Here is a 24312-nt window from a genome sequence, read left to right as displayed (position 1 = left end):
AAATTTTGAAAATTACCTTTACTCTATGAGTAAAAGAGATTTAAAAAAATATTTAGGCGAATTATCAAAAGAGCAATTAGAAGAACAATTGATAGAATTGTACGAGAAATTTGCTCCTGTAAAAGTATATTATGATTTTGTTTTTAATCCAAAAGAAGACAAATTGCTTCAGGAAGCAAAAGTCAAAATCTCGCACGAATATTTCCCAATCAAAAAATCTGGAGCAAAATGGCGTCCAAAAGCCAAAATGAGAAGATCTGTTGCTCAAAAATTAATCAAACATTTTATGATGTTGGGTGTAGACTCGTATGTTGTAGCCGATATTATGCTTTACAATATTGAAATTGCGCAAACGTTTTCTTCGCAAAATTTCATCAAGCAGGAATTGTTTTACAAAAGCCTCTTTAATTCTTTTGAACAGGCAGTAAATTACATTGTTTCAAACGGAATTTTTAATGATTTTAAATTACGAATTAATGCCATTTTGGAGGAAACTTTAAATCAAAAATGGAAAAATAGATACGAATTTGAGGCAATTTTAGAGAGAATCGACTACTAAAACCCTTTCTCATAAAAAATCTTTATTCAAAAAAAATATTTATTTTAGGTTAAAAGAGGATGAATAACTGTTTTTTCGATGTATTTTTGCAAAAATCCAAAAATAAACAATGTCTCAAACTTTAGAAATACAAAGAGAAGATAAAAAAGAACTGTATGCATACCAAAAAGGCGATATTGACGCTATTTTTGACCGTTTAGATAATGCTCCTCCGAAACACCACTTACTGTATCAGCTTCCAACTGGAGGAGGAAAAACAGTAATATTTTCTGAAATCGTACGCCGCTATTTGTCTAATAATGATAAAAAAGTGGTGGTTTTGACGCACCGTATTGAACTTTGTAAACAAACTTCAAAAATGTTAACAGGTTTTGGCGTTACAAACAAAATAATCAATAGTAAAGTAAAAGAATTGCCAGACCAGAATGATTTTTCATGTTTTGTGGCAATGGTTGAAACTTTAAAAAACCGTATTAATGATGAAAAACTTCATCTAGATAATATTGGTTTGGTTATTATTGATGAGGCACACTACAACTCATTTAGAAAATTATTAAACTCATTTAAAAATGCTTTTATCCTTGGAGTAACGGCAACGCCTTTGAGTTCTAATATAAAATTACCAATGCACCAAAGCTACCACGAACTTATTGTTGGTGATACAATTGGTTCATTAATCGAAAAAGGTTTCTTGGCAAAAGCAACAACTTACAGCTATGACGTTGGTTTGACTTCGTTAAAAGTGGGTATCAATGGAGATTATACTGTAAAATCTTCAGACGATTTGTATACCAATACTTTGATGCAGGAAAAACTGCTTCATGCCTATACAGAACGTTCTTTAGGAAAGAAAACCTTGATTTTCAATAACGGTATTCATACTTCTTTATATGTATATGAAACGTTTAGAGAAGCGGGTTATGACATCAGACACTTAGATAACACAAGCAGTTCTGAAGAGCGTAAAGACATTCTGCAATGGTTTAAAAAGACTCCAGACGCGATTTTAACTTCTGTCGGAATTTTGACAACTGGTTTTGATGAGCCAACCGTAGAAACCATTATTTTGAACAGAGCAACAAAATCGTTGACATTATATTTCCAGATGATTGGTCGTGGTTCTCGTAAATTGCCTGGAAAAGATGAATTTACAGTTATCGATTTAGGAAATAATGCCGCACGTTTCGGTTTATGGAGCGATCCTGTAAACTGGCAGCACATCTTTAAATCGCCAGAGTTTTATTTGGAAAATCTTCGTGATGATCACGAAATTGAGATGTTCTTTAAATACAGCATGCCACCAGAATTGCGCGCAAAATTCAGCAAAACGGCAGATGTTAGTTTTGATGTTGATGAAGAACACAAATTAATCATCAAACAGAATCTTCGTTCTAAAGTCGTTTTGGATAAATCTCTAGATCAGCATGCTTCGATGTGCGTTGATAACACCGAAACACTTCAGGAAGCAAAAATGCTTGCGAGAGAATTAGAAGATGATATTGAAGATCGCATCAAACGCTATTCTAAATGTTTAAGCCAATGCAGTAAAAACTACCGCGAATGGCTAGTTGACGATTACAAACAAAGATTAACGTTATTAATTGGTAAAAAGTATCGTGAGAAAATCATGAACGAACCGGATTGATAATTTCAATTAATACAAAAAATTATATGATCTTTGTCAAAGTTTAAAACTTTGGCAAAGATTTTTATTTTCAAGTCATCCCAAAAAAACATTCAAATATTGAGTAATCTGCATCAAATCTAAAATCAGAACTCAAAAATCTAAAATAATTATGTCTAAACCATTCTCAACATTAGGAATTTCAGCTCCAATTTTAAAAGCTTTAAGCGAATTAAACATTGTTGAACCTACAGAAATTCAACAAAAAACAATTCCGTTATTTTTGAGCCAAGCCCATGATATTGTTGGTTTAGCCAAAACAGGAACAGGAAAAACGGCCGCTTTCGGATTGCCTTTATTGCAATTGGTCAATACAGAATCGACAATAATTCAAGCTGTAATTTTGGTTCCGACCAGAGAATTAGGTCAGCAGATTTTTAGAAACTTAGAAAGTTTTTCAAAATATATTCCCAATATATCTATAGCTCAAATTTGCGGAGGAACTCCAATAAAACCGCAAATTGAACGATTAAAAGAAGGTGCTCAAATTGTAGTGGCAACTCCAGGACGTTTAATCGATTTGATTCAACGAAAAGCAATCGATTTAAAACAAACTGAATATTTGGTTTTGGATGAAGCTGACGAAATGGTAGCGATTCTTAAAGAAAGTTTAGACCAAATTATTGCTGAAATTCCAAAAAAACATCGCACTTTATTGTTCTCGGCAACACTTCCTGGAACGATAAAACAGCTGATTCAGAATTATTTGCATAAAAATGTAATTCAGATAAGTGCCAACATGGAAACTGTTGGAAACGAAGGAATTGATCACGAATATATTGTGGTTGATCCAATTGAAAAACTAGAAGTTTTAATGCATTTCTTGAATTCTAGAGACGGTGAAAGAGGTATTATTTTCTGTAAAACGAAAGCTGCTGTTAACAAATTAGCCAAAAATCTAGCAATCAATAAATTTTCTTCAGGCGCGCTTCACGGAAGTTTGACACAAGGTATTCGTGACCGAATTATGGAACAATTTCGTGAAGGACATATCAATATTTTGGTTGCAACCGATTTGGCTGCGAGAGGAATCGATGTAAAAGAAATTTCATATGTAATTAACTACCATTTGCCTGACACTTACGAAAATTACGTTCACCGAAGCGGAAGAACCGCAAGGGCAGGAGCAAAAGGACTTTCGTTGACCGTTTTACAGCAAGAAGAAGTTTTTGAAATTGCCGATTTTGAAAGAGAATTGGGAATTCAGTTTTCGGAATTTAAAAAACCTTCTGCAGCAAGTGTAGAAGAAAATAATATGCTTTTGTGGGCGAGACAAATCTTTAAAACAAAACCAAATCACGAGCTTTCTTCAGATTTAAAAACAAAAGTAAAAACCGTTTTTCATCATTTGACTAAAGACGAACTTATCGAAAAATTAATGGCAAGTTATGTCCTACAGAACAAAATCGATATAGTTGATAAAACCGTTAAAAAATTCAAAAAGTAATAAATATGACAATTGTCATTGCATATTAAAGTTGTATATTTATAAGGAATAATTTTATAATCCTACTTAATACAACATATATGAAAATAGTCATTATTGGAGGTGGATTTGCAGGAATCAATCTGGCAAAAGAGCTTGTAAATCAGCCTCAAATACAAGTAACTCTTGTAGACAAGAATAATTATAATTTTTTTCCACCACTTATATATCAGGTTGCTACTGCATTTTTAGAGCCATCAAGCATTAGCTATCCGTTCAGAAAATTCTTTGCTGGCAAGAAAAATCTGCAGTTTCGTTTAGGCGAATTATTATCAGTTTCTCCTGCCGAAAAGAAAATCACTCTAAGTAACGGAGAATTGGAATACGATTACCTTGTTTTTGCAACTGGAGCAGAGACGAGTTATTTTGGTATGGAAAACGTGATGAAAAACGCTATTCCGATGAAAACCTTAAATGATGCCATCGTAATGCGTAATACGTTGCTTAAAAACCTTGAAAAAGCTGCCATTTGTAAAGACATGCGTAAAAGACGTAAATTACTTACAATTGTAGTAGCAGGAGGAGGGCCAACAGGAGTGGAGGTTTCTGGAATGTTTGCCGAAATGAGAAAAAATATTCTGTTAAAGGAATATCCAGAATTAGATACTTCTGCGAGCAATGTTTATTTGGTTGATGGAGGCGATGCACTTTTGGCGCCAATGAGCAAAGATTCTCAAAAAGATACTCTAGAAGCTCTAACAAAACTTGGAGTTGTGGTAAAACTAAACACTAAAGTTGTAGATTACGTTGATGACACGGTAGTTTTTGAAAATGGAGAAACCATCAAAACCAAAAACTTAATTTGGGCAGCTGGTGTTTCTGCTAGAATTTTCGAAGGAATTCCTAAAGAAAGTTATGGACGCGGACGACGCATGGCAACTGATGAATTCAATAAAGTTAACGGCGTAGATAATATTTATGCAATTGGTGACACTGCTATTTTAGCAGGAGATAAAAATTTCCCTGATGGTCATCCGCAGGTTGCACAAGTAGCTATTCAGCAAGGTTTGAATCTGGCTAAAAACTTCAAGGCTATGGTTGCCAACAAACCGCTTAAACCTTTTGCTTACAAAGACAAAGGATCTATGGCGATTATCGGAAAAGCTAAAGCCGTTGTTGATTTGCCAAGTCCAAAATGGCATTTCAAAGGTTTCTTTGCTTGGATCATCTGGCTGTTTATTCACTTAATTTCTTTGATTACTTACAGAAACAGATTAAATACTTTTTGGAACTGGATGGTCGCATATTTCGCAAAGGATCAATCGCTTAGGATGATTATCAGACCAGATAAAAAGACACAAAATTAGAGTTTTAAATTCCAAATTCCAATGTATTGAAAAATAAAAAAGCCAAAAACAAAGTGTTTTTGGCTTTTTGGTATTTAACGCTTTCCAATTTTGGAATTTGGAATATTAATTATTTATTCAGCAGTAGTTGGGTCGATTATTCCTGTGACCTGATTTACAGAATTGGCTGGAAAACCTCCTAATTTAGCGTGTTCATAAACCATTTCTTCATTTGGCGCTATATAAATGCAATATAATTTATCGTTTGTAATATAGCTGTTTACCCATTGAATTTGAGTTCCTAGTTGACTAAGTACGCCACAGGAGGCCTGCGAAATACTTTTTAATTGATCAGATGTAAGTTTACCGGCATTTGGGATTTCTCTTTCGATAACATATTTAGGCATAATCTTTAGAAATTTATTCCTACTCATGTGGCTTTTCGGTTTCGCCCCGTTTTTAAAATGGTTTCTGGATTCCATTCCATTTTAGTCCTATAAAATTACTGAAATAAAAGCGCAAAATCAATTATTACCTTTTGATTTTTAATCACTTGCGTTATAATTCAATGAACAGAAGCAATGCTGTCATCTTCAGACAATTCTACTTTTTGCTTGATAAATCGTTTGCCGATATTTAAAATTATAAATGCGGTTATAGTTGTAGTCGTCATAATCGCAACCATTGGCGTTACTGAATCCTTCACAAAAACACCAACTGCAAACGAAGCCAAAGCGCCAATTCCAAGCTGAATGGCACCCATTAATGCAGAAGCGCTTCCGGTATTTTTAGCAAAAGGAGCTAGCGTCAATCCAGCAGTATTTGGATTTGAAATTCCTAAACATGCCAGAAACAAGAATAACATTCCGATAGTTTGATACAATCCTAAAAGGTCATTTAAAGCCAAAATCAAGAATATTATACTAATGACAGATTGAGAAATCAAAGCTCCAAAAATCATCTGTTCGCTCGAAAATCGCTTTAATAGCATAGAATTCAACTGACTAGATCCGATAAAACTAACAGACATAAGAGCAAAAATCCATCCATAAGTTTTGGCATCGACTTTATAAATATCCATAAAAACCAGAGGAGAAGCCGCTACATAAGAAAATAATCCTGAAAAAGCTACAGCGCCTGTAAACGCATACGTATAAAATTGAGGTTCTTTTATTACCAAAAGAAAATTAGACAGAATCGGCTTCGGCTTTAACGAAATGGAAGTATCTGGCTTATATGTATTTGGAAGTCCGAATTGTGAAGCAGCCAAAATCAAGATTCCCATACACATTAATATAAAAAATACAGCATGCCAGCCTAAATCTTCGGTAACATAACCGCCAATAGTTGGCGCCAGCATTGGAGAAAGTCCCACAACGAGCATTAAAAGCGAAAATACCTTCGGAATATCTTTTACAGGAAATAAATCACGAACCATTGCTACAGAAGCTACAGTTGCGGCACAGCTACCAATTGCCTGTACAAAACGAAGCATTATAAAAGAATCAATATCAGCAACATAAATGCACCCTAAAGACGCCAGAATGTAGACCAAAAGTCCAACAAACAGAGGTTTTTTACGTCCGAAACGGTCTAATAAAGGCCCATAAAGCAATTGTCCAGCAGAAATTCCGATGAAATAACTGGATAAACTCATCGAAACTTTAGCAACAGTAGTATTTAAATCTTTTGCAATTCCCGAGAAACCAGGCAGGTACATATCGATTGAAAAAGGGCCAAGAGCGGTTAAAGAACCCAATATCAGTATAAGCTGAATATATTTTTTTGTTGTCATTATCTTAAAAAGTGGCTTATAATTTTTTGTAAAGGTAAAGATTTCATACCTTGTAGTATAACTTGAGAAAGTATATAATAATAAATTAAAGTAATTGCCAACATTATTTAGTGTAACTGTTTATTAATCTTTAAATTAAAAATTATGAAAAAGTACCTTTTACTAGCTGCAGTTTTATGCACATCAATTACATTTGCACAGACCATTACATCTAAACAAGAAGAAGCTAGTATTGAACAATACGAACTCTTAAAAAAAGTAAACCAATATTATCCGGATATTACCTTAAGCAAATCGGTCACGAATTTTTACGCTGACGGTAAAATTATCGATTCGCAACAGGATTTTGATTTAAGAGGCACAAAATTTTCAAGTTATAAATTAGGCATCGAACCAGGAAACAAAAAAGTAAAATTTGATTATACTTCTAATGAAACTGGGCATGTGTATGGCGACGTTACAATATTTAACGGAAATGCTTTACGAACTACGTTTAACGAAAAAACAAATCAGGTTGACGTTTCGTTAAATGGAAAATCGGTTTATTTGAAAAAATTATAGGTTTAAAAAAACTTTAGAAAAAGCATCGCAAACTTGTGATGCTTTTTTGATTTATATTTGGTTCAGATTTTAATAAAACAAACTACAATGAAAAAATTTCTTTTCCTGGCATTTTTAATTTCCATGCAAGCATTCTCACAGCAAAACAAATTCTCAGGAACTTGGGGAAGCCAAAAATGCAAAAACTGCAAGAAAGAATATATTTTTACGATTACAATAGCTCAGTCAAATTATAAGATTTTTGGAACTGCTGAAGTTACAAGCGAACACAAAGATTTAAATTCAGGAATTTTGGAAGTTTCCGGACATGTTTATCCACACGGCGATAAAGCGCAAATAAAATTAAAAGATAAAAACGGAGTTACAGCTAGTGCAGTTTTATTTGTAAACGACAACGTAATCCAGTTCAATAAAAATGGCGGAGGCGATGTTGTACCAAAAGAGATGATTTTGAATAAATTATACGAATAAGCTCCTTCTCAGAGTTATTTCAAATTGACCTATAATTTATATTATGTAAAATAGAATATTTTAGAAACAACCCTATAAATACGCTATATGCATTTCTTTTGAAAATGTTTTCAAATATCGAAAATTCCACTTCCTTACTTCTGGTTTATATTTGATGAATAATTTTTTTTCAAAAGAATTAAAAATTCCAAACTCGCATAAATACGCTGTATGGTTTTTGTTTTAAAAAATTTTCAAATATTGAAAATTTGGATTATCTTGATTTAAGAAAATTTTATTGATCATTAGAACAAATTTCTCGAAATTCAAATCAATCATAATTACGCTATATGATCTTTAAAATAAAATATTTTCAAATATTGCAAAATTAGCTCGACAATTTGTCTGTTACGCTGAATTTTTTCCTTTAAATTCAAACCGCCATAAATGCAGTATATGACTTTTAAATCATAAAATTTTTCAAATATCGCAAAATCATCAGACTTGCTTTTTGACGTTTATTTTTCATTAAATGAAATATCTCTTTTCAAAATCAGAAATATTCAGATTTTCAAAACATAAAAACTTTTACAAGCCTTGTAACTATTATCTTTTAACATTTCCTTAAAATAATTAGTTTCTACTAAAGAACCTTTCGTTGTAAGACTTTATTTTACTATTTTTACATTCGATACTTTAAAAATAAATTATCACACATATGAATACAGTTGCTGAGCATATTGCAGATTTTTTAAAAGAATACAAACCGTTTGATAATTTAACCTTTCAGGAATTATCAGATATTGCCACGAATATTCGTGTCATCAATTTAGAAAAGCATGCGGTATTATTTCAAAATAACGATCCGCTTCATGAAAGTTTTTATGTTGTAGCTTCTGGTGTCATTAATCTTACGACTATTGCAGACGCCGAAGAAACCATTATAAACAAATGTCATGAAGGCGATATTTTTGGTTTACGTCCGTTTTTTGCAAAAAACAACTACATGATGACCGCTAAGGCACGTGAGGAAAGCATTATTTATGCTATCCCAATCGCTGTATTTAGACCATTTGTTGCCAATAATTCTGATGTATTAAACTTTCTGCTGGAGAGTTTTGCTGTAAATTCACGTCACACAAAAGATAGCGTTAGCTCAAACGGCAAGCTAATTTCTGATAGCGATTACATTGATCAGCAGACAGAAATGCAATATATTCAATCACTTAACTATAATAATTCGCCACTAACCACTCAGGCGACATCTATAATTAAGGATGTAGCTATTTTGATGACAGATGCTATGGTAGATAATATCATTATCTGCGGCGAGAAAAATCATCCAATTGGAATTGTCACCAATGCTGATTTGTCTTCAAAAATTGCAACTGGACGCTATCCTATTACTGAAACCATTGACAAGATTATGTCTTCTCCGGTTGTTACAGTTTTAGAAAATGTGTCTTTGGCTGAAGCACAATTGTTAATGCTGAAACATAATGTAACTCACTTATGCGTTACTAAAGACGGTACAAGCAAATCTGTTGTAAAAGGAATTATTTCTGAACACGATCTTATTGTTGCTCAAGCTAGTAACCCAGGTGTATTAATCAAAGAAATTAAGCGTTCTCAGCTTCCAAAAGATTTAAAACAAATACGTGATCGTCTATCTGATCTGATTCAGAACTCGATTCAAAAGAATATTCCAATCTCACATGTTAGCAATATCGCAAGTGAGATTAACTTAGCTATCATTAAAAGAGCAGTTGAATTATCAATTTTAGATTTAGGCTCCCCTCCTGCACGTTTTGCATGGTTAAGCATTGGTAGTCAAGGGCGTAAGGAGCAATTATTGCTTACAGATCAAGATAGCATTTTAATTTTTGAAGATGTTACTCCCGAGAAATACAGAGAAGTAAAAGATTATTTCTTGAGATTGGCAAAACGCGCTACTTCTATATTAGAAAAAGTAGGTTATGATTATTGTCCAAACGGACACATGGCGAGCAATATGCTTTGGTGTAAATCATTGAGCGACTGGACAAAACAGTACAACAGCTGGATGAATACTCCAGGTGAAAACAGCAATGATTTGAGCAGTATTTTCTTTGATTACGAAATTGTTTTTGGAGAACCAAAAATTGAAGAAGCGATAGAAAGCGTGATTTTCAAAAATGCAGTAAATAATACTTTGTTTTTTGACTTTTTAGGAAATGATGCATTAAAAAGAAATTCTCCTTTAAGTTTCTTCAAGAAATTTATCACAGAAGAAGATGGCCCTTATAAAGACAAATTTGACATTAAAACAAGAGCTTTAATGCCATTAATTGACGGCGCACGTTTATTAATATTAAACGCTAACATAAAAGGAATTCAAAATACTTATCTAAGATTCAAACAATTAGCAATTACAGATTCTAAAAATGCCGAAATATATTTAAGTTGTGCGGAAGCATTCTTGACACTTTCGAAATTTAGAACTGTTGAAGGATTAAAAAATGACGACTCTGGCCAATATATTAATCTAAGAGAAATGTCAAAATCTGACAGAGAGAAATTAAAAAATGCATTGTCCCCAATGAAAGACCTGGAGGAACTGATTAAAAGTAAATTTCAATTGACACAATTCTCATAAAACATGCTAGACTGGCTAAAAAATATCAATAAAGACTATCCAGATTTCTGGAAAGACTATTTAACTAAATTCGAAACTAAACCTAATAAGTTTGTTGTTTTATCAACAGAAACTTCTGGCTTAAATCCGGATAAGGATGTTATATTATCGCTTGGAGCTTTTTCTGTTATCGATGACAGCATTGTTATTAAAGAAAATTTTGAAACGGTTTTATTACAATACAAATATCTTCAGGACAACGGACTTTCAAATGAATTTATCATTGAAAGCAAAATGATGAAAATGCCTGAACCTGATGCACTTGAAGCTTTTGTGAATTTTATTGGAAATTCAATTTTAGTAGGACATCACATTAATTTTGATATTGAAATGCTGAATGCCGCTTTGGAACGTTTAGATTGCGGTCGATTAAAAAATGAAGCGCTCGATGTAGATGTAATGTACAGAAAATTGACTGACATAAATGATAAACAATTTTCTCTTGACGATTTGTGCGGAATCTATAAAATTCCGAAAAGTGATAGAAATTCTTCTTCGGAAGATGCCTATAGAATTGGACTTCTATTCTTGAAATTAAAATCTAGATTGGGAATTAAATAAATTAAAAATAATCAATTTTGTACGATATAAAAATGCCTCTTAAATTTTTAAGAGGCATTTTGTTTATTTAAGCTTTAACACAAAATTATAAGCTCACATATTTTTCAAATTAAGTAAAACTGTAATTTTATATCAAATTATATTTCCAAAAAACAAACAAAAACACAGTCTATTTTTTAATTAAAAAAAATCTATGAAAAAGCTTTTATTTATGTTGCCATTGCTGTTTTTTGTTTCAGCAATTTTTGCTCAAAATCAAGATCCTTCTTCTAAACGAATTTTAGGGAATTGGTATTCTAAAACAAATCCAAATATCAAATGGACTTTTACGATGGATGGAAGAGTTTACAATTACAACCAAGATAGAATGGCTGTGATGTATAAATACACCATTTCGCATAGTTGCCAAAATTTCACGGATGATACAGCAGAATTTATAACTTTAATGGACAAAGATGGTAATCAATTCTGTTTTAAAATAAATGGAATAAATGAAAACAAAAATGGTATTTTATCGCTTACGAACTTAAGCAATATGCAACAGCTTGTTTTTGTAAATGATGCAAGCTTAAAAAACACACAACAGATACAATAAAAAAGCCTCTTAGATTAAGAGGCTTTTTAGTCTTATATTTTTTACTTAAGAAATTCTTTCTTTCATAATTTCTTCAACCACTTCTGGATTTAACAAAGTAGTTGTATCTCCAAAATTAGAAAAATCTCCTTCTGCTATTTTACGCAGAATTCTACGCATAATTTTTCCTGATCGAGTTTTTGGCAAACCAGAAACAAATTGAATTTTATCTAACTTAGCGATTGGTCCAATATGATCTGCAATGTATTGGTTAATCTCTTTTGATAAATTTTCTTTATTTCTAACTTCTCCTGTTTCTTTTAGAATTACGTATCCATAAAGAGCATTTCCTTTTATTTCATGTGGGAATCCAACAATAGCAGATTCCGCTACAGCTGGGTGTTCGTTGATAGCATCTTCGATTGGAGCCGTTCCTAAGTTATGACCAGAAACAATTACAACATCATCTACTCTACCCGTAATTCTGTAGTAACCTACCTCGTCTCTTAATGCTCCGTCTCCTGTAAAATATTTTCCTGGGAAAGCAGAGAAATAAGTGTCTTTATAACGCTGGTGATCACCCCAGATGGTTCTTGCGATTCCAGGCCATGGAAATTTAATACACAAACTTCCAACTACTTGATTTCCTTCAATTTCATTACGTTTCTCATCCATTAAAACAGGCTGAATTCCAGGTAATGGCAAAGTTGCATAAGTTGGTTTTGTTGGTGTTACAAAAGCAATAGGTGAAATCATGATTCCTCCTGTTTCTGTCTGCCACCAAGTATCTACAACCGGACATCTTTTATCACCAACGTGGTCATTAAACCAGTGCCAAGCTTCCTCGTTAATTGGTTCTCCAACAGATCCAATAACTTTAAGAGATTTAAGAGGATATTTTTGAATATAGTCTAAACTTTCTTTTGCTAACGAACGGATTGCTGTTGGCGCAGTATAGAATTGTGTAATTTTATGTTTTTCGATAATATCCCAAAAACGGCTAAAATCTGGATAAGATGGAACTCCTTCAAAAATTACAGTTGTAGCGCCATTCAATAATGGTCCGTACAATATATAAGAGTGACCTGTAATCCATCCGATATCTGCAGTACACCAGAAAATGTCATTGTCTTCGTAATTGAAAACGTTTTTAAAAGTATACGCTGTATATACCATGTAACCTGCAGTAGTATGAACCATTCCTTTTGGTTTTCCTGTTGATCCTGAAGTATATAAAATAAATAAAGGATCTTCGGCATCCATAATTTCTGCAACACTATTGTCTAATGCTGCGTCTAATAATGGTTGCAACCAAATATCACGGCCATCTTTCATTTTAACATCAGTATTAGTTCTTTTTGCAACTAAAACTTTTGTTACAGAAGGACAAGTTTCTAAAGCTTCATCAACAATTCCTTTAAGATCAATTGTTTTATTTCCTCTATAACCTCCGTCAGATGTAATCACCATTTTACACTCGCAATCGTTAATTCTTGCAGAAACTGCAGAAGCAGAAAATCCAGCAAAAATAACTGAGTGAATAGCTCCAATTCTAGCGCAAGCTAAAACAGAGACTGCCAATTCTGGAATCATTGGCAAATAAATGCAAACTCTGTCTCCTTTACGAACACCTTGCTCGCGAAGAACGTTTGCCATTTTTGAAACTCTTTCGTATAACTCATTATACGATATATGTAAAGCCTCTTCAGAAGGATCGTTCGGTTCAAAAATAATTGCCGTTTTCTCTCCTCTTTTGCTTAAATGTCTATCAATACAGTTTTTGGTAATGTTAACTTTAGCATCTGTAAACCATTTTACTTCAGCCTCAGCCATATTAAAATCAACAACTTTTTCCCATTGCTGGTACCATGTGAAATTCTCCTCTGCTATTTTTCCCCAAAATTTTCTTGGCTCTCTTATTGACTTATTGTAATGTTTAAAGTATTGTTCTAAATTTTCAATTTTGTAATAGCTCATCGTTTGTTGAATTTTTTTATAAATGTATTAAATCTGAACGTATCCGTGAAATAATTTAATTCATAAATTTTATCAAAAAAAAACATTTATTTAATAAAATATGATAATTATTTGAAATTATTTTAAAACTTTATTTTTTATTACTACTTAAGGGCAAAAAAGGCATAATAAACAGATATTATGCCTTTTTTAATTTAACAAATTTCAATAACAATTAATTTTGTAAATGCGTTGCAAAATTTTTCTCTATTTTGAAAATAGCAGCATCCTTATTAATTAAAACAGAAATTTCAACAAGTATATTTTTTTCAAAATACACCCCATTTTAGGGATCCGCTTCACTTAACTTGCTTATTATCTGAAGTTAAGTGAATGCAATATGCATCTATATCTATTATCTTAATAAGTGCTTACTAATTCAAAATATTACAAATCATTGATACAGTGCAAATTCCGCAGAATCGGATTCTGCGAAAATTCCGAATTTTTTATTATCCAATTTTTTTCATTGCTGTCATAGATTCTCTCAACCAAGCTCCTACTTCTTCAATAGGATGCTGACGGATTGCTTTATTTACAGCAATTAATACAGTATTATCTACTTCGTTTGAAGTTGAGAATGGTTTACCGATAATATTAGTTTCAACTTTTTTCATAAAGTCAGCTAATAATGGTTTACATGCATGATCAAATAAATAACATCCGTATTCAGCAGTGTCAGAAATTACACGGTTCATTTCGAATAATTTCTTTCTTGCAATTGTGTTTGCAATTAATGGTAATTCGTGTAATGACTCGTAATAAGCAGATTCTTCGATAATTCCAGCTTCAGTCATTGTTTCGAAAGCTAATTCAACACCAGCTTTTACCATCGCAATCATTAATACTCCATTGTCAAAATATTCTTGCTCAGAGATTGGAGCTTCTTGTGGAGCCGTTTTTTCGAAATTAGTTTCTCCTGTTGCAGCTCTCCATTTCAATAAATTCACATCGTCATTTGCCCAGTCGATCATCATAGTTCTAGAGAATTCTCCAGAAATGATATCATCTTGGTGTTTTTGGAATAACGGACGCATGATATCTTTTAATTCTTCAGCCAATTCGTAAGCTTCAATTTTTGAAGGATTGTTTAAACGATCCATCATATTTGTAATACCACCGTGTTTTAAAGCTTCAGTGATAGTTTCCCATCCGTATTGGATTAATTTTGAAGCATATGCAGCATCGATTCCTTTTTCAACCATTTTATCAAAACATAAAATAGATCCAGTTTGAAGTAAACCACAAAGAATAGTTTGCTCACCCATTAAATCTGATTTTACTTCAGCTACGAAAGATGATCTTAAAACTCCAGCTCTGTGTCCTCCAGTTGCTACAGCGTAAGCTTTTGCTTGATCTAAACCAAATCCGTTTGGATCGTTTTCTGGGTGAACAGCGATAAGAGTTGGAACTCCAAATCCTCTTTTATACTCTTCACGCACCTCAGAACCTGGACATTTAGGAGCACACATAATAACAGTAATGTCTTTACGAATCTGCATTCCTTCTTCTACAATGTTGAATCCGTGAGAATAAGACAAAGTAGAACCTTGTTTCATTAATGGCATAATAGCAGTTACCACAGCTGTATGTTGTTTATCAGGTGTAAGGTTGCAAACTAAATCTGCTGTTGGAATCAATTCTTCATAAGTTCCTACTTTGAAACCATTTTCAGTTGCATTTTTATAAGAAGCTCTTTTTTCTGCAATTGCATCTGCACGCAATGCATAAGAAATGTCTAAACCAGAATCTCTCATGTTTAAACCTTGATTCAAACCTTGTGCTCCACAACCAACAATTACAACTTTTTTTCCAGCCAATGCTGCAATTCCGTCTGCAAATTCAGATTGCTCCATAAATTCGCAAACTCCTAATTGTTCTAATTGTAATCTAAGTGGTAATGTATTGAAATAATTTGCCATTTTTGTTTTAATATTTAATGAAATGAAATTTTAATATTGATTTTATATAACTAAGATTTTATTATTTAAAGGTTTCTAGCAATGCAGAAATCTCCATTTTTTGTTTAGAAACCGATATTCTTCCCGAACGCACAAACTGCATAATTCCGTATGGTTTGAACTTTTGGTATAATTCTTCAATTTCAGAACGTCTTCCTGATTTTGAAATCACAAAGAAATCACGAGAAACCGTTACAATCGTAGACTGGCTTTCTTTGATGATATTCTGAATTTGTTTCTCGTCAAACAACAAACTTGAAGCGATTTTAAACAAAGCATTTTCTAAGAAAATAGTCTCTTCATCTGTATGATAAAATGCTTTTATAACTTCAATTTGTTTTTCAATCTGGCCTACAATATTCTGAACCCATTTTTCAGTTGTATTTACTACAATGATAAATCTTGAAACATTCTCTATTTCTGATTCTGAAACATTTAGACTTAATATATTAATGTGACGCTTTAAGAATATTCCAGATATTCTATTTAACAAACCCACATTATTTTCTGAGTATACCGATATGGTAAATGTTTTATCTTCCATTTGTTTTTAGTTTTTTTTTGTTTCACGTTTCAAGTTTCACGTTCTCAACAGAACTTGAAACCTGAAACTTAAAACTTGAAACTTTTTCCTTAACTTAATCTAATTTCTGATACACAAGCTCCTGTTGGAATCATTGGGAAAACGTTGTTTTCTTTTTCGACAACAACTTCTAAGAAGTATGAATCTTTTGATGCGAGCATCTCAGCGACCGCGGCATCAAGATCTTCACGCTGTGTAACTTTTTTAGATTTGATATGATATCCTTCAGCAATTGCAATGAAATTTGGATTAATCATTTTGGTTGAAGCATATCTGTTATCAAAGAATAATTCTTGCCATTGGCGAACCATTCCTAAGAATTCGTTGTTTAAAACCACAATTTTTACTGGAACTTCTGTCTGGAAAATAGTTCCAAGCTCCTGAATTGTCATCTGGAAACCTCCATCACCGATAATCGCCACTACTTCGCGCTCTGGTTTTCCCATTTTTGCTCCAATTGCAGCTGGCAATGCAAATCCCATAGTTCCTAAACCTCCCGAAGTAATGTTACTTTTAGTCGAATTGAATTTAGCATAACGACATGCAAACATTTGGTGCTGACCAACATCTGAAACGATAATAGCGTCTCCTTTTGAATGTTTGTTGATCATTTCGATAGTTTCTCCCATCGAAATTCCTTTACCGTTTGTTGGATTTAATTCTTCTTTTATTACAGAATCATATTCAACTTTACTTAATTCTTTAAACTCATTGTGCCACAAATCATGAGATTTAGCATCAAGAAGCGGTAATAAAGCAGCTAAAGATTCTTTTACATCTCCTAAAACAGCAATATCTGTCTTAACGTTTTTATCAATCTCAGCAGGATCGATTTCGAAGTGAATTACTTTGGCTTGTTTTGCATAAGTGCTTAATTTACCTGTAACACGGTCGTCAAAACGCATTCCGAAAGCAATTAAAACATCACATTCGTTGGTCAATAAATTTGGCGCATAATTTCCGTGCATTCCAAGCATACCAACGTTCAAAGGATGATCTGTTGGTAAAGCTGATAAACCTAAGATTGTCCAAGCTGCTGGAATTCCAGCTTTTTCTACTACTGCTTTAAACTCAGCTTCTGCCTGACCTAAGATAATTCCCTGACCGAAAACAATAAGCGGTTTTTTTGCACTATTGATTAAAGCTGCAGCTTCTGCAACTTTGTCTAAGTTTAATTTCGGTACCGGAACATAACTTCTGATTCCTGTGCATTTTTCGTAGCTAAATTCAAACTCATCAAACTGAGCGTTTTTAGTAATATCTACCAATACAGGTCCCGGACGTCCAGAACGAGCAATGTAAAATGCTTTTGCAATAATTTCAGGAATTTGAGAAGCTTCGGTTACTTGGAAATTCCATTTTGTAACCGGAGTTGAAATTCCGATAATATCTGTTTCCTGAAATGCATCAGATCCTAATAAATGTCTTCCAACTTGACCAGTAATGCATACTAAAGGAGTTGAATCGATCTGAGCATCTGCAATACCAGTTACTAAATTGGTAGCTCCTGGTCCAGAAGTAGCAATTGCCACTCCTACTTTTCCTGTAGCTCTTGCATAACCTTGAGCTGCATGCGTTGCACCTTGTTCGTGACGTACTAAAACGTGGTGCAACTGATCTTGAAATTTATATAATTCGTCGTAAACTGGCATTATAGCTCCACCTGGATAACCATAAATTAAATCTACTCCTTCTGCTAATAAACATCTTATAACGGCTTCTGCCCCTGATATTTTCATAGTATATTTTTTTTATCAATTTCAATGCTTTTGAAATTGATTTTTGATTTTTTATAATTATTTATCGGTTACACATCCTGTTGATGCACTAGAAACCGACTTAGCGTATTTAAGTAAAACCCCTCTGTCAACTTTTAAAGCTGGCTGAACCCAAGCCGCTTTTCTTGCAGCAAATTCTTCGTCAGATATCTTCAGGTCGATCGTATTTTTCACAGCATCGATAGCAATTAAATCTCCATCTTTTACTAGTGCAATACCACCACCGTCATATGCCTCTGGTGTAACGTGTCCTACCACGAAACCGTGCGAACCGCCCGAGAATCTACCGTCTGTGATTAGTGCACAACTGCTTCCTAATCCAGCACCAATAATAGCAGATGTAGGCTTCAGCATTTCAGGCATTCCCGGACCACCTTTTGGTCCACAACCCCTGATGACGACTACATTACCTGGTTTAATTTTTCCGGCTTGAAGACCTGGAATTACTTCAAATTCGCCTTCAAATACAACAGCTGGCCCTTCGAAATACTCTCCTTCTTTACCACTGATTTTTGCTACAGCACCTTCAGTAGCAAGATTTCCGTATAATACCTGAATATTTCCTGTTGGTTTTAATGCTTTTTGAATTTCATGAATTACTTCTTGTCCGTCTTGTAAATCTGGAGTTGAAGCTAAATTTTCAGCCACTGTTTTTCCAGTTACCGTTAAACAGTCTCCGTGAATCAATCCAACTTTCAATAAGTATTTCATTACTGCAGGAATACCTCCAACTTCGTGAATATCTTCCATCATGTACTTACCACTTGGCTTCATGTCTGCCAATACTGGTGTTCTATCGTTAATTGCTTGGAAATCATCTAAAGTAATTGTGATTCCAACTGAGTGAGCCATTGCAATTAAGTGCATAACAGCATTTGTAGAACCACCTAAAACAGCTACAATTGTAATCGCATTTTCAAAAGCCTTACGAGTCATAATATCTCTTGGCTTGATATCTTTTTCTAATAATATTTTGATTGCTTTTCCAGCTTCCAAACATTCGTCTCTTTTTTCTTGGCTTAAAGCAGGGTTAGAAGAACTATAAGGCAAACTCATTCCTAATGCTTCAATAGCAGAAGACATTGTATTTGCAGTATACATTCCACCGCAAGCCCCAGCTCCTGGGCAAGCATTTTGGATAACACCTTTAAAATCTTCTGGAGTAATTTCGCCTTTTACTTTTTTTCCTAAAGCTTCAAAAGCAGAAACGATATTTAAAGATTCTCCTTTCCATTTCCCAGAATGGATAGAACCTCCGTAAACCATAAGAGATGGGCGGTTTAACCTTCCCATTGCAATTAAAGCACCTGGCATATTTTTATCGCATCCAGGAATTGCAATTAAACTATCATACCATTGCGCTCCTACAACTGTTTCGATAGAATCTGCGATTACATCACGAGAAACTAGTGAGTAACGCATACCTTCAGTTCCGTTAGAAATACCGTCACTGACACCAATGGTATTAAAAATAAGTCCGACAAGATCTGCACCCCAGACACCTTTTTTAACATCTTGTGCTAAATCATTCAGGTGCATGTTGCAAGTGTTACCATCGTAACCCATGCTCACAATACCAACTTGTGCTTTTTTTAAATCTTCCTCAGTTAAACCAATTCCATACAACATCGCTTGCGCCGCAGGCTGTGTTTGATCTTGTGTGATGGTCTTGCTGTACTTATTTAATTCCATTATAGTTTTATTTTTTTTAATTTTTTATTCAAAAAAAAACCTTCCAGTATTTGGAAGGTTTGTAATATAGTCTTTCAATTATATTTATAACATTCCCGATGCAAATGTGTGAATCACATTGACAACAACGACAGAAGTAATAATAATTGAGATTTGCATCATTTATCTTTTTAGTGTCACAAAAGTAAATAAACTTCTGGAAGTAAAAAAATAAAATCTCAACATTTACAACACTTCTTGTGATTATCTTCACATTTTAACAAAAAATATTAAACAATTGTAGATTGTCCAATACTTACATTATCATTATTGAAATAAAGCAAATCATCTTTGCTGAAAATAAAATTAGAAACGAATTCTCCTACTTCGTTTGTTCCGAATTTTGAGTCTGGTTTCAAATCAACTGTAACTACTTTGTATTCAATTGCTTTTTCTACCGCTTTGTAGATTACATGAGCTTCTTTAGTTAATCCAAAATGCTCCAGCAAAAGCGCCGCTGCCAAAATAGAAGCAATCGGATTGGCAATGTTTTTGCCTTTTGCCTGCGGATATGATCCGTGAATTGGCTCAAATAAAGCATTTTTTTCTCCTAAAGATACCGATGGCAATAAGCCAATTGAACCTGTAATTACGCTAGCTTCATCAGATAAGATATCCCCAAACAAGTTTTCAGTCAAAATCACATCAAACTGCTTTGGATTTAAGATTAACTGCATTGCTGCATTATCCACAAATAAGAAATCAAGTTTAACATCTGAATACTCTTCGCTCACTTTCTGAACTACTTTTCTCCACAATCTTGAAGTTTCTAAAACATTTGCTTTGTCTACCATTGTTAGCTTTTTACGTCTTTTTTGCGCCGATTTAAAAGCTAAATGTGCAATTCTTGTAATTTCTTCTTCTGAATATTCACATAAATCTGAAGCATGTGTTCCTGCTTCATTAAGTGTTTTAGTTCCGAAATAAGCTCCACCAGTTAATTCTCTAAAGATGGTAAAATCAGCTCCTTCAATAATTTCTCTTTTTAAAGGAGAAGATTCAATTAAGGCTTTGTAAGGTTTAATAGGACGAATATTAGCAAACAATCCTAATTCTTTTCGCAATTTTAATAATCCTTGTTCTGGACGAACCTTTGCATTTGGATTGTTATCGTATTTAGGATCTCCAATAGCACCAAGCAAAACTGCATCTGTATTCAAACACAGATTCAAAGTCTGTTCCGGCAACGGATTTCCTGTTTTATCGATAGCAACCGCTCCCATCAGCGCTTCTTCAAAAACAAATTCATGATTATACACTTCGCCAATGGCGTACAAAGCTTTTTTAGCCTGTAATATTACTTCAGGTCCAATTCCATCTCCTGGTAAAACTGCAATTTTTAAATTCATAATCTCTCGCTCTTTATGTCTTTAAATCCTTATTGTTCCTTAAACTCTTATTTTTATACTATTTTAGTTTCTTATTAAATCTCCTTCTATTTTAGAAGCTTCTATAATTTGGTGGATATCTGCGTCTACAACTTCTTTTTTAATATCTGCGAATTTCAAGAATTCGATGTAAACGATATCCAATTGTGTTTTTGTCAATTCGTAACCTACTTTTTTAGCACGGTAAGCCAAGGCTGCTCTTCCGCTTCTTGCTGTCAAAATGATTGAAGATTCATTCACTCCCACATCTAGCGGATCCATGATCTCGTAGGTTGCTCTGTTTTTGATTACACCATCTTGGTGAATTCCAGAACTGTGTGCAAAAGCATTTGCTCCAACAATTGCTTTATTTGGCTGTACAATCATTCCCATACTTTCAGAAACTAAACGACTCATTTCGTTTAATTCTCTTGTATTAATGTTTGTATCTAAATTTAAGTAAGGGTGCTGTTTGAAAATCATTACCACTTCTTCAAGTGCCGTGTTTCCAGCTCTTTCACCAATACCATTAATAGTACATTCAATTTGTCTTGCTCCATTTATAGCTCCTGCAATTGAGTTTGCAGTTGCCATTCCTAAATCATTATGACAGTGGCATGAAAGGATTACGTTTTCAATTCCTTTTACGTTTTCTTTTAAGTATTTAATTTTTGCTCCGTATTCTTCTGGAAGACAATATCCAGTAGTATCAGGAATATTCAATACAGTAGCTCCAGATTTGATAACTTCTTCACAAACTTTAGCAAGGAAAGCATTGTCTGTTCTACCAGCATCTTCAGCGTAGAACTCAACATCTTCTACATAAGATTTAGCGTGTGATACAGCAAATTTTGCTCTTGCAATAATATCTTCAGGCGTAGTATTTAATTTGTGGAGTATATGAGATTCCGAAGTTCCGATTCCAGTATGGATTCTAGGTTTCTTAGCATGCTTTAAAGCAGCTGCAGCAACATCAATGTCGTTTTTTACGGCTCTTGTTAGTCCGCAGACGGTTGCATTTTCTACAATTTTACAAATCTCAGAGACCGATAAAAAATCGCCCGGACTTGACACTGGAAAGCCTGCTTCGATAATGTCAACTCCCATTTTGTCTAGTCGTTCTGCGATAACTAATTTCTGTTTAGTATCTAACTTACATCCTGGAACTTGTTCACCATCTCGCAATGTGGTGTCAAAAATTTGAACTTTCTCTCTATTCATATTCATTTATTTAATGTAATTTCACATCTTGATAACAAATATATATTGTACTATTACAGTATGAAATTCATTTTAATGAAATTATACTGTTTATAAAACGACTTATACTATATTAACTAACTTATAATCAGTAAGTTATATTATTATTTTTTACAATGGCTAACCATCAAAAAGATTTCTTATTTGTTCTAATCAAATCACTTTCGAAATCAGAAAAAAGGCAATTTAAAATTTTTGCAAGCCGATTAGAAACAAGTTCAAATACAAAATTTATCGAATTATTCAATATTCTAGATAAATCTGAAGTTTACGATGAAAAACTTATTCTGAAAAGCGGAGTTATCCAAAAAGTACAGTTATCTAACTTAAAATCATACTTATACAAACAAATCCTAGTGAGTATAAGACTAAATATTCCTAGTCAGAATATTCGTTATCAGCTTCGAGAGCAAATGGATTTTGCTGTTATTCTTTATAATAAAGGATTATACAAACAGAGTTTAAAAATATTAGACAAAACAAAACAACAAGCTCTAGAAAATGATGAAAAATACATGGCCTATGAAATTGTAGAGTTTGAAAAACTAATTGAATCGCAATACATCACCCGAAGTATTCAAGGTCGTGCTGACGAATTGGTAGTTCAGGCTAAAGAATTAAATTATAGAAATACAATTTCAAGCAAATTATCCAATTTATCTCTTCAATTATACGGAATCATGCTGAAAACAGGTTACGTAAAAAATGACGAAGAATATCGATATATTGATGATTACTTTAATAAGCATATTTCTAAACTTGACGAGAGTAAATTTGGTTTCCGAGAAAAGTATTGGTTTTACAATGCCAACCTTTGGCGAAGCTTTCTAGTTCAAGATTTTTTAGCGAGTTATAAATTTGCTTATAAATGGGTTCAGCTTTTCTATGATAATCCAAATATGATTTATCTGAATCCTGTTTTCTTCTTAAAAGGAAATCATTATTTCTTAGAATCGCTTTATATGTTAAAATATAAATCGAATTTCAAGAAATATCTAAATCTTCTGGAAGAAACAATCGCTGATCCTAAATTTCCTGTAAATGATAATCTTGCCTCATTGTCTTTCTTATATGTTTATAACAATAAATTGAATCTGCATATATTAGAAGGAACATTTGCAGAAAGCGAATATCTAATTCCTGAGATTTTAAACAAACTAAAATTGCACAGCGAACATCTAGATGAGCATCACGAAATGTTGTTTTTCTATAAAATTGCTTCCATTTATTTTGGTAACGAAAAGTATAATGAATGCATTAATTACTTAGATAAAATCATCAACAATAAAAACTTGACAATGCGCGAGGATTTAATGTGTTTTGCGCGATTACTTTCATTGATTGCTCATTATGAACTTGGTAAAGATTATTATTTAGAAAATCATTTAAAAAGTACTTACAAGTTCTTATTGAAAATGAACGATTTGCATGAAGTTCAAAAAGAAATCATTAAATTCTTAAGAAACCTAAATAACTTCTACCCTGCTGACATTAAAAAAGAATTCAAAAAAATGCATACGCGTTTTGTTGAACTTGAAAAAAACACTTACGAAAAAAGGGCTTTCTTATACCTAGATATTATTTCGTGGCTTGAAAGCAAAATAGAAAACAGAAAAATCGCTGATATTATTAAGGAGAAAGCGAAATTGAATAACCGATAAGATTTAAAGTTCGATATTTACTCTGAGATTTCGGAATCAAATTCTAATAAAAAAAGCTCTGAAAAATAATTTTTCAGAGCTTTTTGTCAATTCGACGAAGGAGAAATCTCCGTAAGTAGCTCGCCAAAGTTTGGCATTTTTAGGAACGGAGTTACTTGCGGAGATTTCTCCTTCGTCGAAATGACATACTATACGCATAAAAACAAACCCGACAGGTTTTAAAAACCTGTCGGGTTACTAAACGCAGACAATTCAAATCTTAATAAAAAATCCCAAATCCCAATCGTAAAATTGGAATTTGGGATTTTTCTATTGAAAACTAAAA

At 33.2% G+C, this 24312-nt stretch carries 19 protein-coding genes; 10 read left to right on the top strand and 9 right to left on the bottom strand.

Translation table 11 applies throughout. The features are described 5' to 3' along the window. Window positions 1–25: 25 nt before the first annotated feature. From NU08_RS10790 to NU08_RS10775, 4 genes are all read left to right on the top strand, one after another. Window positions 26–559 (top strand): DUF6155 family protein, encoded by a 534-nt coding sequence (locus NU08_RS10790; RefSeq protein ID WP_129747124.1) that lies wholly within the window; start codon window positions 26–28, stop codon window positions 557–559. A 109-nt stretch (window positions 560–668) separates the two neighbouring features. Next, window positions 669–2204: a DEAD/DEAH box helicase gene (locus NU08_RS10785; RefSeq protein ID WP_008464114.1), complete on the top strand. Its 1536-nt coding sequence runs from the start codon at window positions 669–671 to the stop codon at window positions 2202–2204. 151 nt (window positions 2205–2355) lie between these two features. Beyond that, entirely contained in the window at window positions 2356–3690 is a 1335-nt protein-coding gene (locus tag NU08_RS10780; RefSeq protein WP_129747123.1) for a DEAD/DEAH box helicase, read from the top strand. A gap of 80 nt (window positions 3691–3770) precedes the next feature. Further along, window positions 3771–5036, top strand: a complete 1266-nt coding sequence (locus NU08_RS10775; protein ID WP_129747122.1) for an NAD(P)/FAD-dependent oxidoreductase — start codon at window positions 3771–3773, stop codon at window positions 5034–5036. Window positions 5037–5149: 113 nt separating this feature from the next. Here NU08_RS10775 and NU08_RS10770 read toward each other — a convergent pair whose 3' ends face one another. Both NU08_RS10770 and NU08_RS10765 read right to left on the bottom strand, forming a co-directional pair. Next, on the bottom strand, window positions 5150–5497 hold the full coding sequence (locus NU08_RS10770; RefSeq protein ID WP_242502537.1) for a DUF4242 domain-containing protein: 348 nt from the start codon (window positions 5495–5497) through the stop codon (window positions 5150–5152). 83 nt (window positions 5498–5580) lie between these two features. After that, window positions 5581–6810, bottom strand: a complete 1230-nt coding sequence (locus NU08_RS10765; protein WP_129747120.1) for a multidrug effflux MFS transporter — start codon at window positions 6808–6810, stop codon at window positions 5581–5583. Window positions 6811–6954: 144 nt separating this feature from the next. Here NU08_RS10765 and NU08_RS10760 point away from each other — a divergent pair, with 144 nt between their 5' ends. The 5 genes from NU08_RS10760 (at window position 6955) to NU08_RS10740 (ending at window position 11651) form a co-directional block, all read left to right on the top strand. After that, entirely contained in the window at window positions 6955–7371 is a 417-nt protein-coding gene (locus tag NU08_RS10760; RefSeq protein WP_129747119.1) for a hypothetical protein, read from the top strand. Between the two features lie 87 nt (window positions 7372–7458). Further along, window positions 7459–7842, top strand: a complete 384-nt coding sequence (locus NU08_RS10755; RefSeq protein ID WP_129747118.1) for a hypothetical protein — start codon at window positions 7459–7461, stop codon at window positions 7840–7842. A 697-nt stretch (window positions 7843–8539) separates the two neighbouring features. Further along, window positions 8540–10456, top strand: a complete 1917-nt coding sequence (locus NU08_RS10750) for a DUF294 nucleotidyltransferase-like domain-containing protein (protein WP_129747117.1) — start codon at window positions 8540–8542, stop codon at window positions 10454–10456. Between the two features lie 3 nt (window positions 10457–10459). Next, a complete protein-coding gene (locus tag NU08_RS10745) occupies window positions 10460–11056 on the top strand; it encodes a 3'-5' exonuclease (RefSeq protein ID WP_129747116.1) in 597 nt (198 codons plus the stop codon). Window positions 11057–11249: 193 nt separating this feature from the next. Continuing rightward, window positions 11250–11651 (top strand): hypothetical protein, encoded by a 402-nt coding sequence (locus NU08_RS10740; protein WP_129747115.1) that lies wholly within the window; start codon window positions 11250–11252, stop codon window positions 11649–11651. A 45-nt stretch (window positions 11652–11696) separates the two neighbouring features. On the opposite strand, the gene acs is transcribed toward NU08_RS10740, so the two are convergent. The 7 genes from acs to NU08_RS10705 form a co-directional block, all read right to left on the bottom strand. Beyond that, the gene (gene acs, locus NU08_RS10735; protein ID WP_129747114.1) at window positions 11697–13607 is read right to left on the bottom strand and encodes an acetate--CoA ligase; all 1911 of its coding nucleotides are present in this window, start codon (window positions 13605–13607) and stop codon (window positions 11697–11699) included. 491 nt (window positions 13608–14098) lie between these two features. Then, complete coding sequence (gene ilvC, locus NU08_RS10730; protein WP_129747113.1) at window positions 14099–15568, bottom strand: ketol-acid reductoisomerase; 1470 nt, start codon at window positions 15566–15568, stop codon at window positions 14099–14101. Between the two features lie 61 nt (window positions 15569–15629). Beyond that, window positions 15630–16151: an acetolactate synthase small subunit gene (ilvN, locus tag NU08_RS10725; RefSeq protein ID WP_111291077.1), complete on the bottom strand. Its 522-nt coding sequence runs from the start codon at window positions 16149–16151 to the stop codon at window positions 15630–15632. Between the two features lie 89 nt (window positions 16152–16240). Continuing rightward, the gene (ilvB, locus tag NU08_RS10720) at window positions 16241–17929 is read right to left on the bottom strand and encodes a biosynthetic-type acetolactate synthase large subunit (RefSeq protein WP_129747112.1); all 1689 of its coding nucleotides are present in this window, start codon (window positions 17927–17929) and stop codon (window positions 16241–16243) included. A gap of 57 nt (window positions 17930–17986) precedes the next feature. Then, window positions 17987–19660 carry a dihydroxy-acid dehydratase gene (ilvD, locus tag NU08_RS10715; protein ID WP_129747111.1) on the bottom strand — a complete coding sequence of 558 codons (1674 nt, stop codon included), beginning with the start codon at window positions 19658–19660 and terminating at the stop codon, window positions 17987–17989. A 269-nt stretch (window positions 19661–19929) separates the two neighbouring features. Beyond that, window positions 19930–21048 carry a 3-isopropylmalate dehydrogenase gene (gene leuB / locus NU08_RS10710; RefSeq protein WP_129747110.1) on the bottom strand — a complete coding sequence of 373 codons (1119 nt, stop codon included), beginning with the start codon at window positions 21046–21048 and terminating at the stop codon, window positions 19930–19932. A 63-nt stretch (window positions 21049–21111) separates the two neighbouring features. Then, on the bottom strand, window positions 21112–22287 hold the full coding sequence (locus NU08_RS10705; RefSeq protein WP_008464093.1) for a 2-isopropylmalate synthase: 1176 nt from the start codon (window positions 22285–22287) through the stop codon (window positions 21112–21114). A gap of 155 nt (window positions 22288–22442) precedes the next feature. On the opposite strand from NU08_RS10705, the gene NU08_RS10700 reads away from it, so the two are divergent. Next, window positions 22443–23987 (top strand): hypothetical protein, encoded by a 1545-nt coding sequence (locus NU08_RS10700; RefSeq protein WP_008464092.1) that lies wholly within the window; start codon window positions 22443–22445, stop codon window positions 23985–23987. The last annotated feature ends 325 nt before the right edge of the window (window positions 23988–24312 follow it).

Origin of the sequence: Flavobacterium anhuiense (assembly GCF_004151235.1) — a bacterium.
Taxonomy (GTDB): domain Bacteria; phylum Bacteroidota; class Bacteroidia; order Flavobacteriales; family Flavobacteriaceae; genus Flavobacterium; species Flavobacterium anhuiense_A.
Note: the sequence above shows the minus strand (reverse complement) of the source record. Positions and strands in the feature narration are given on the sequence as shown.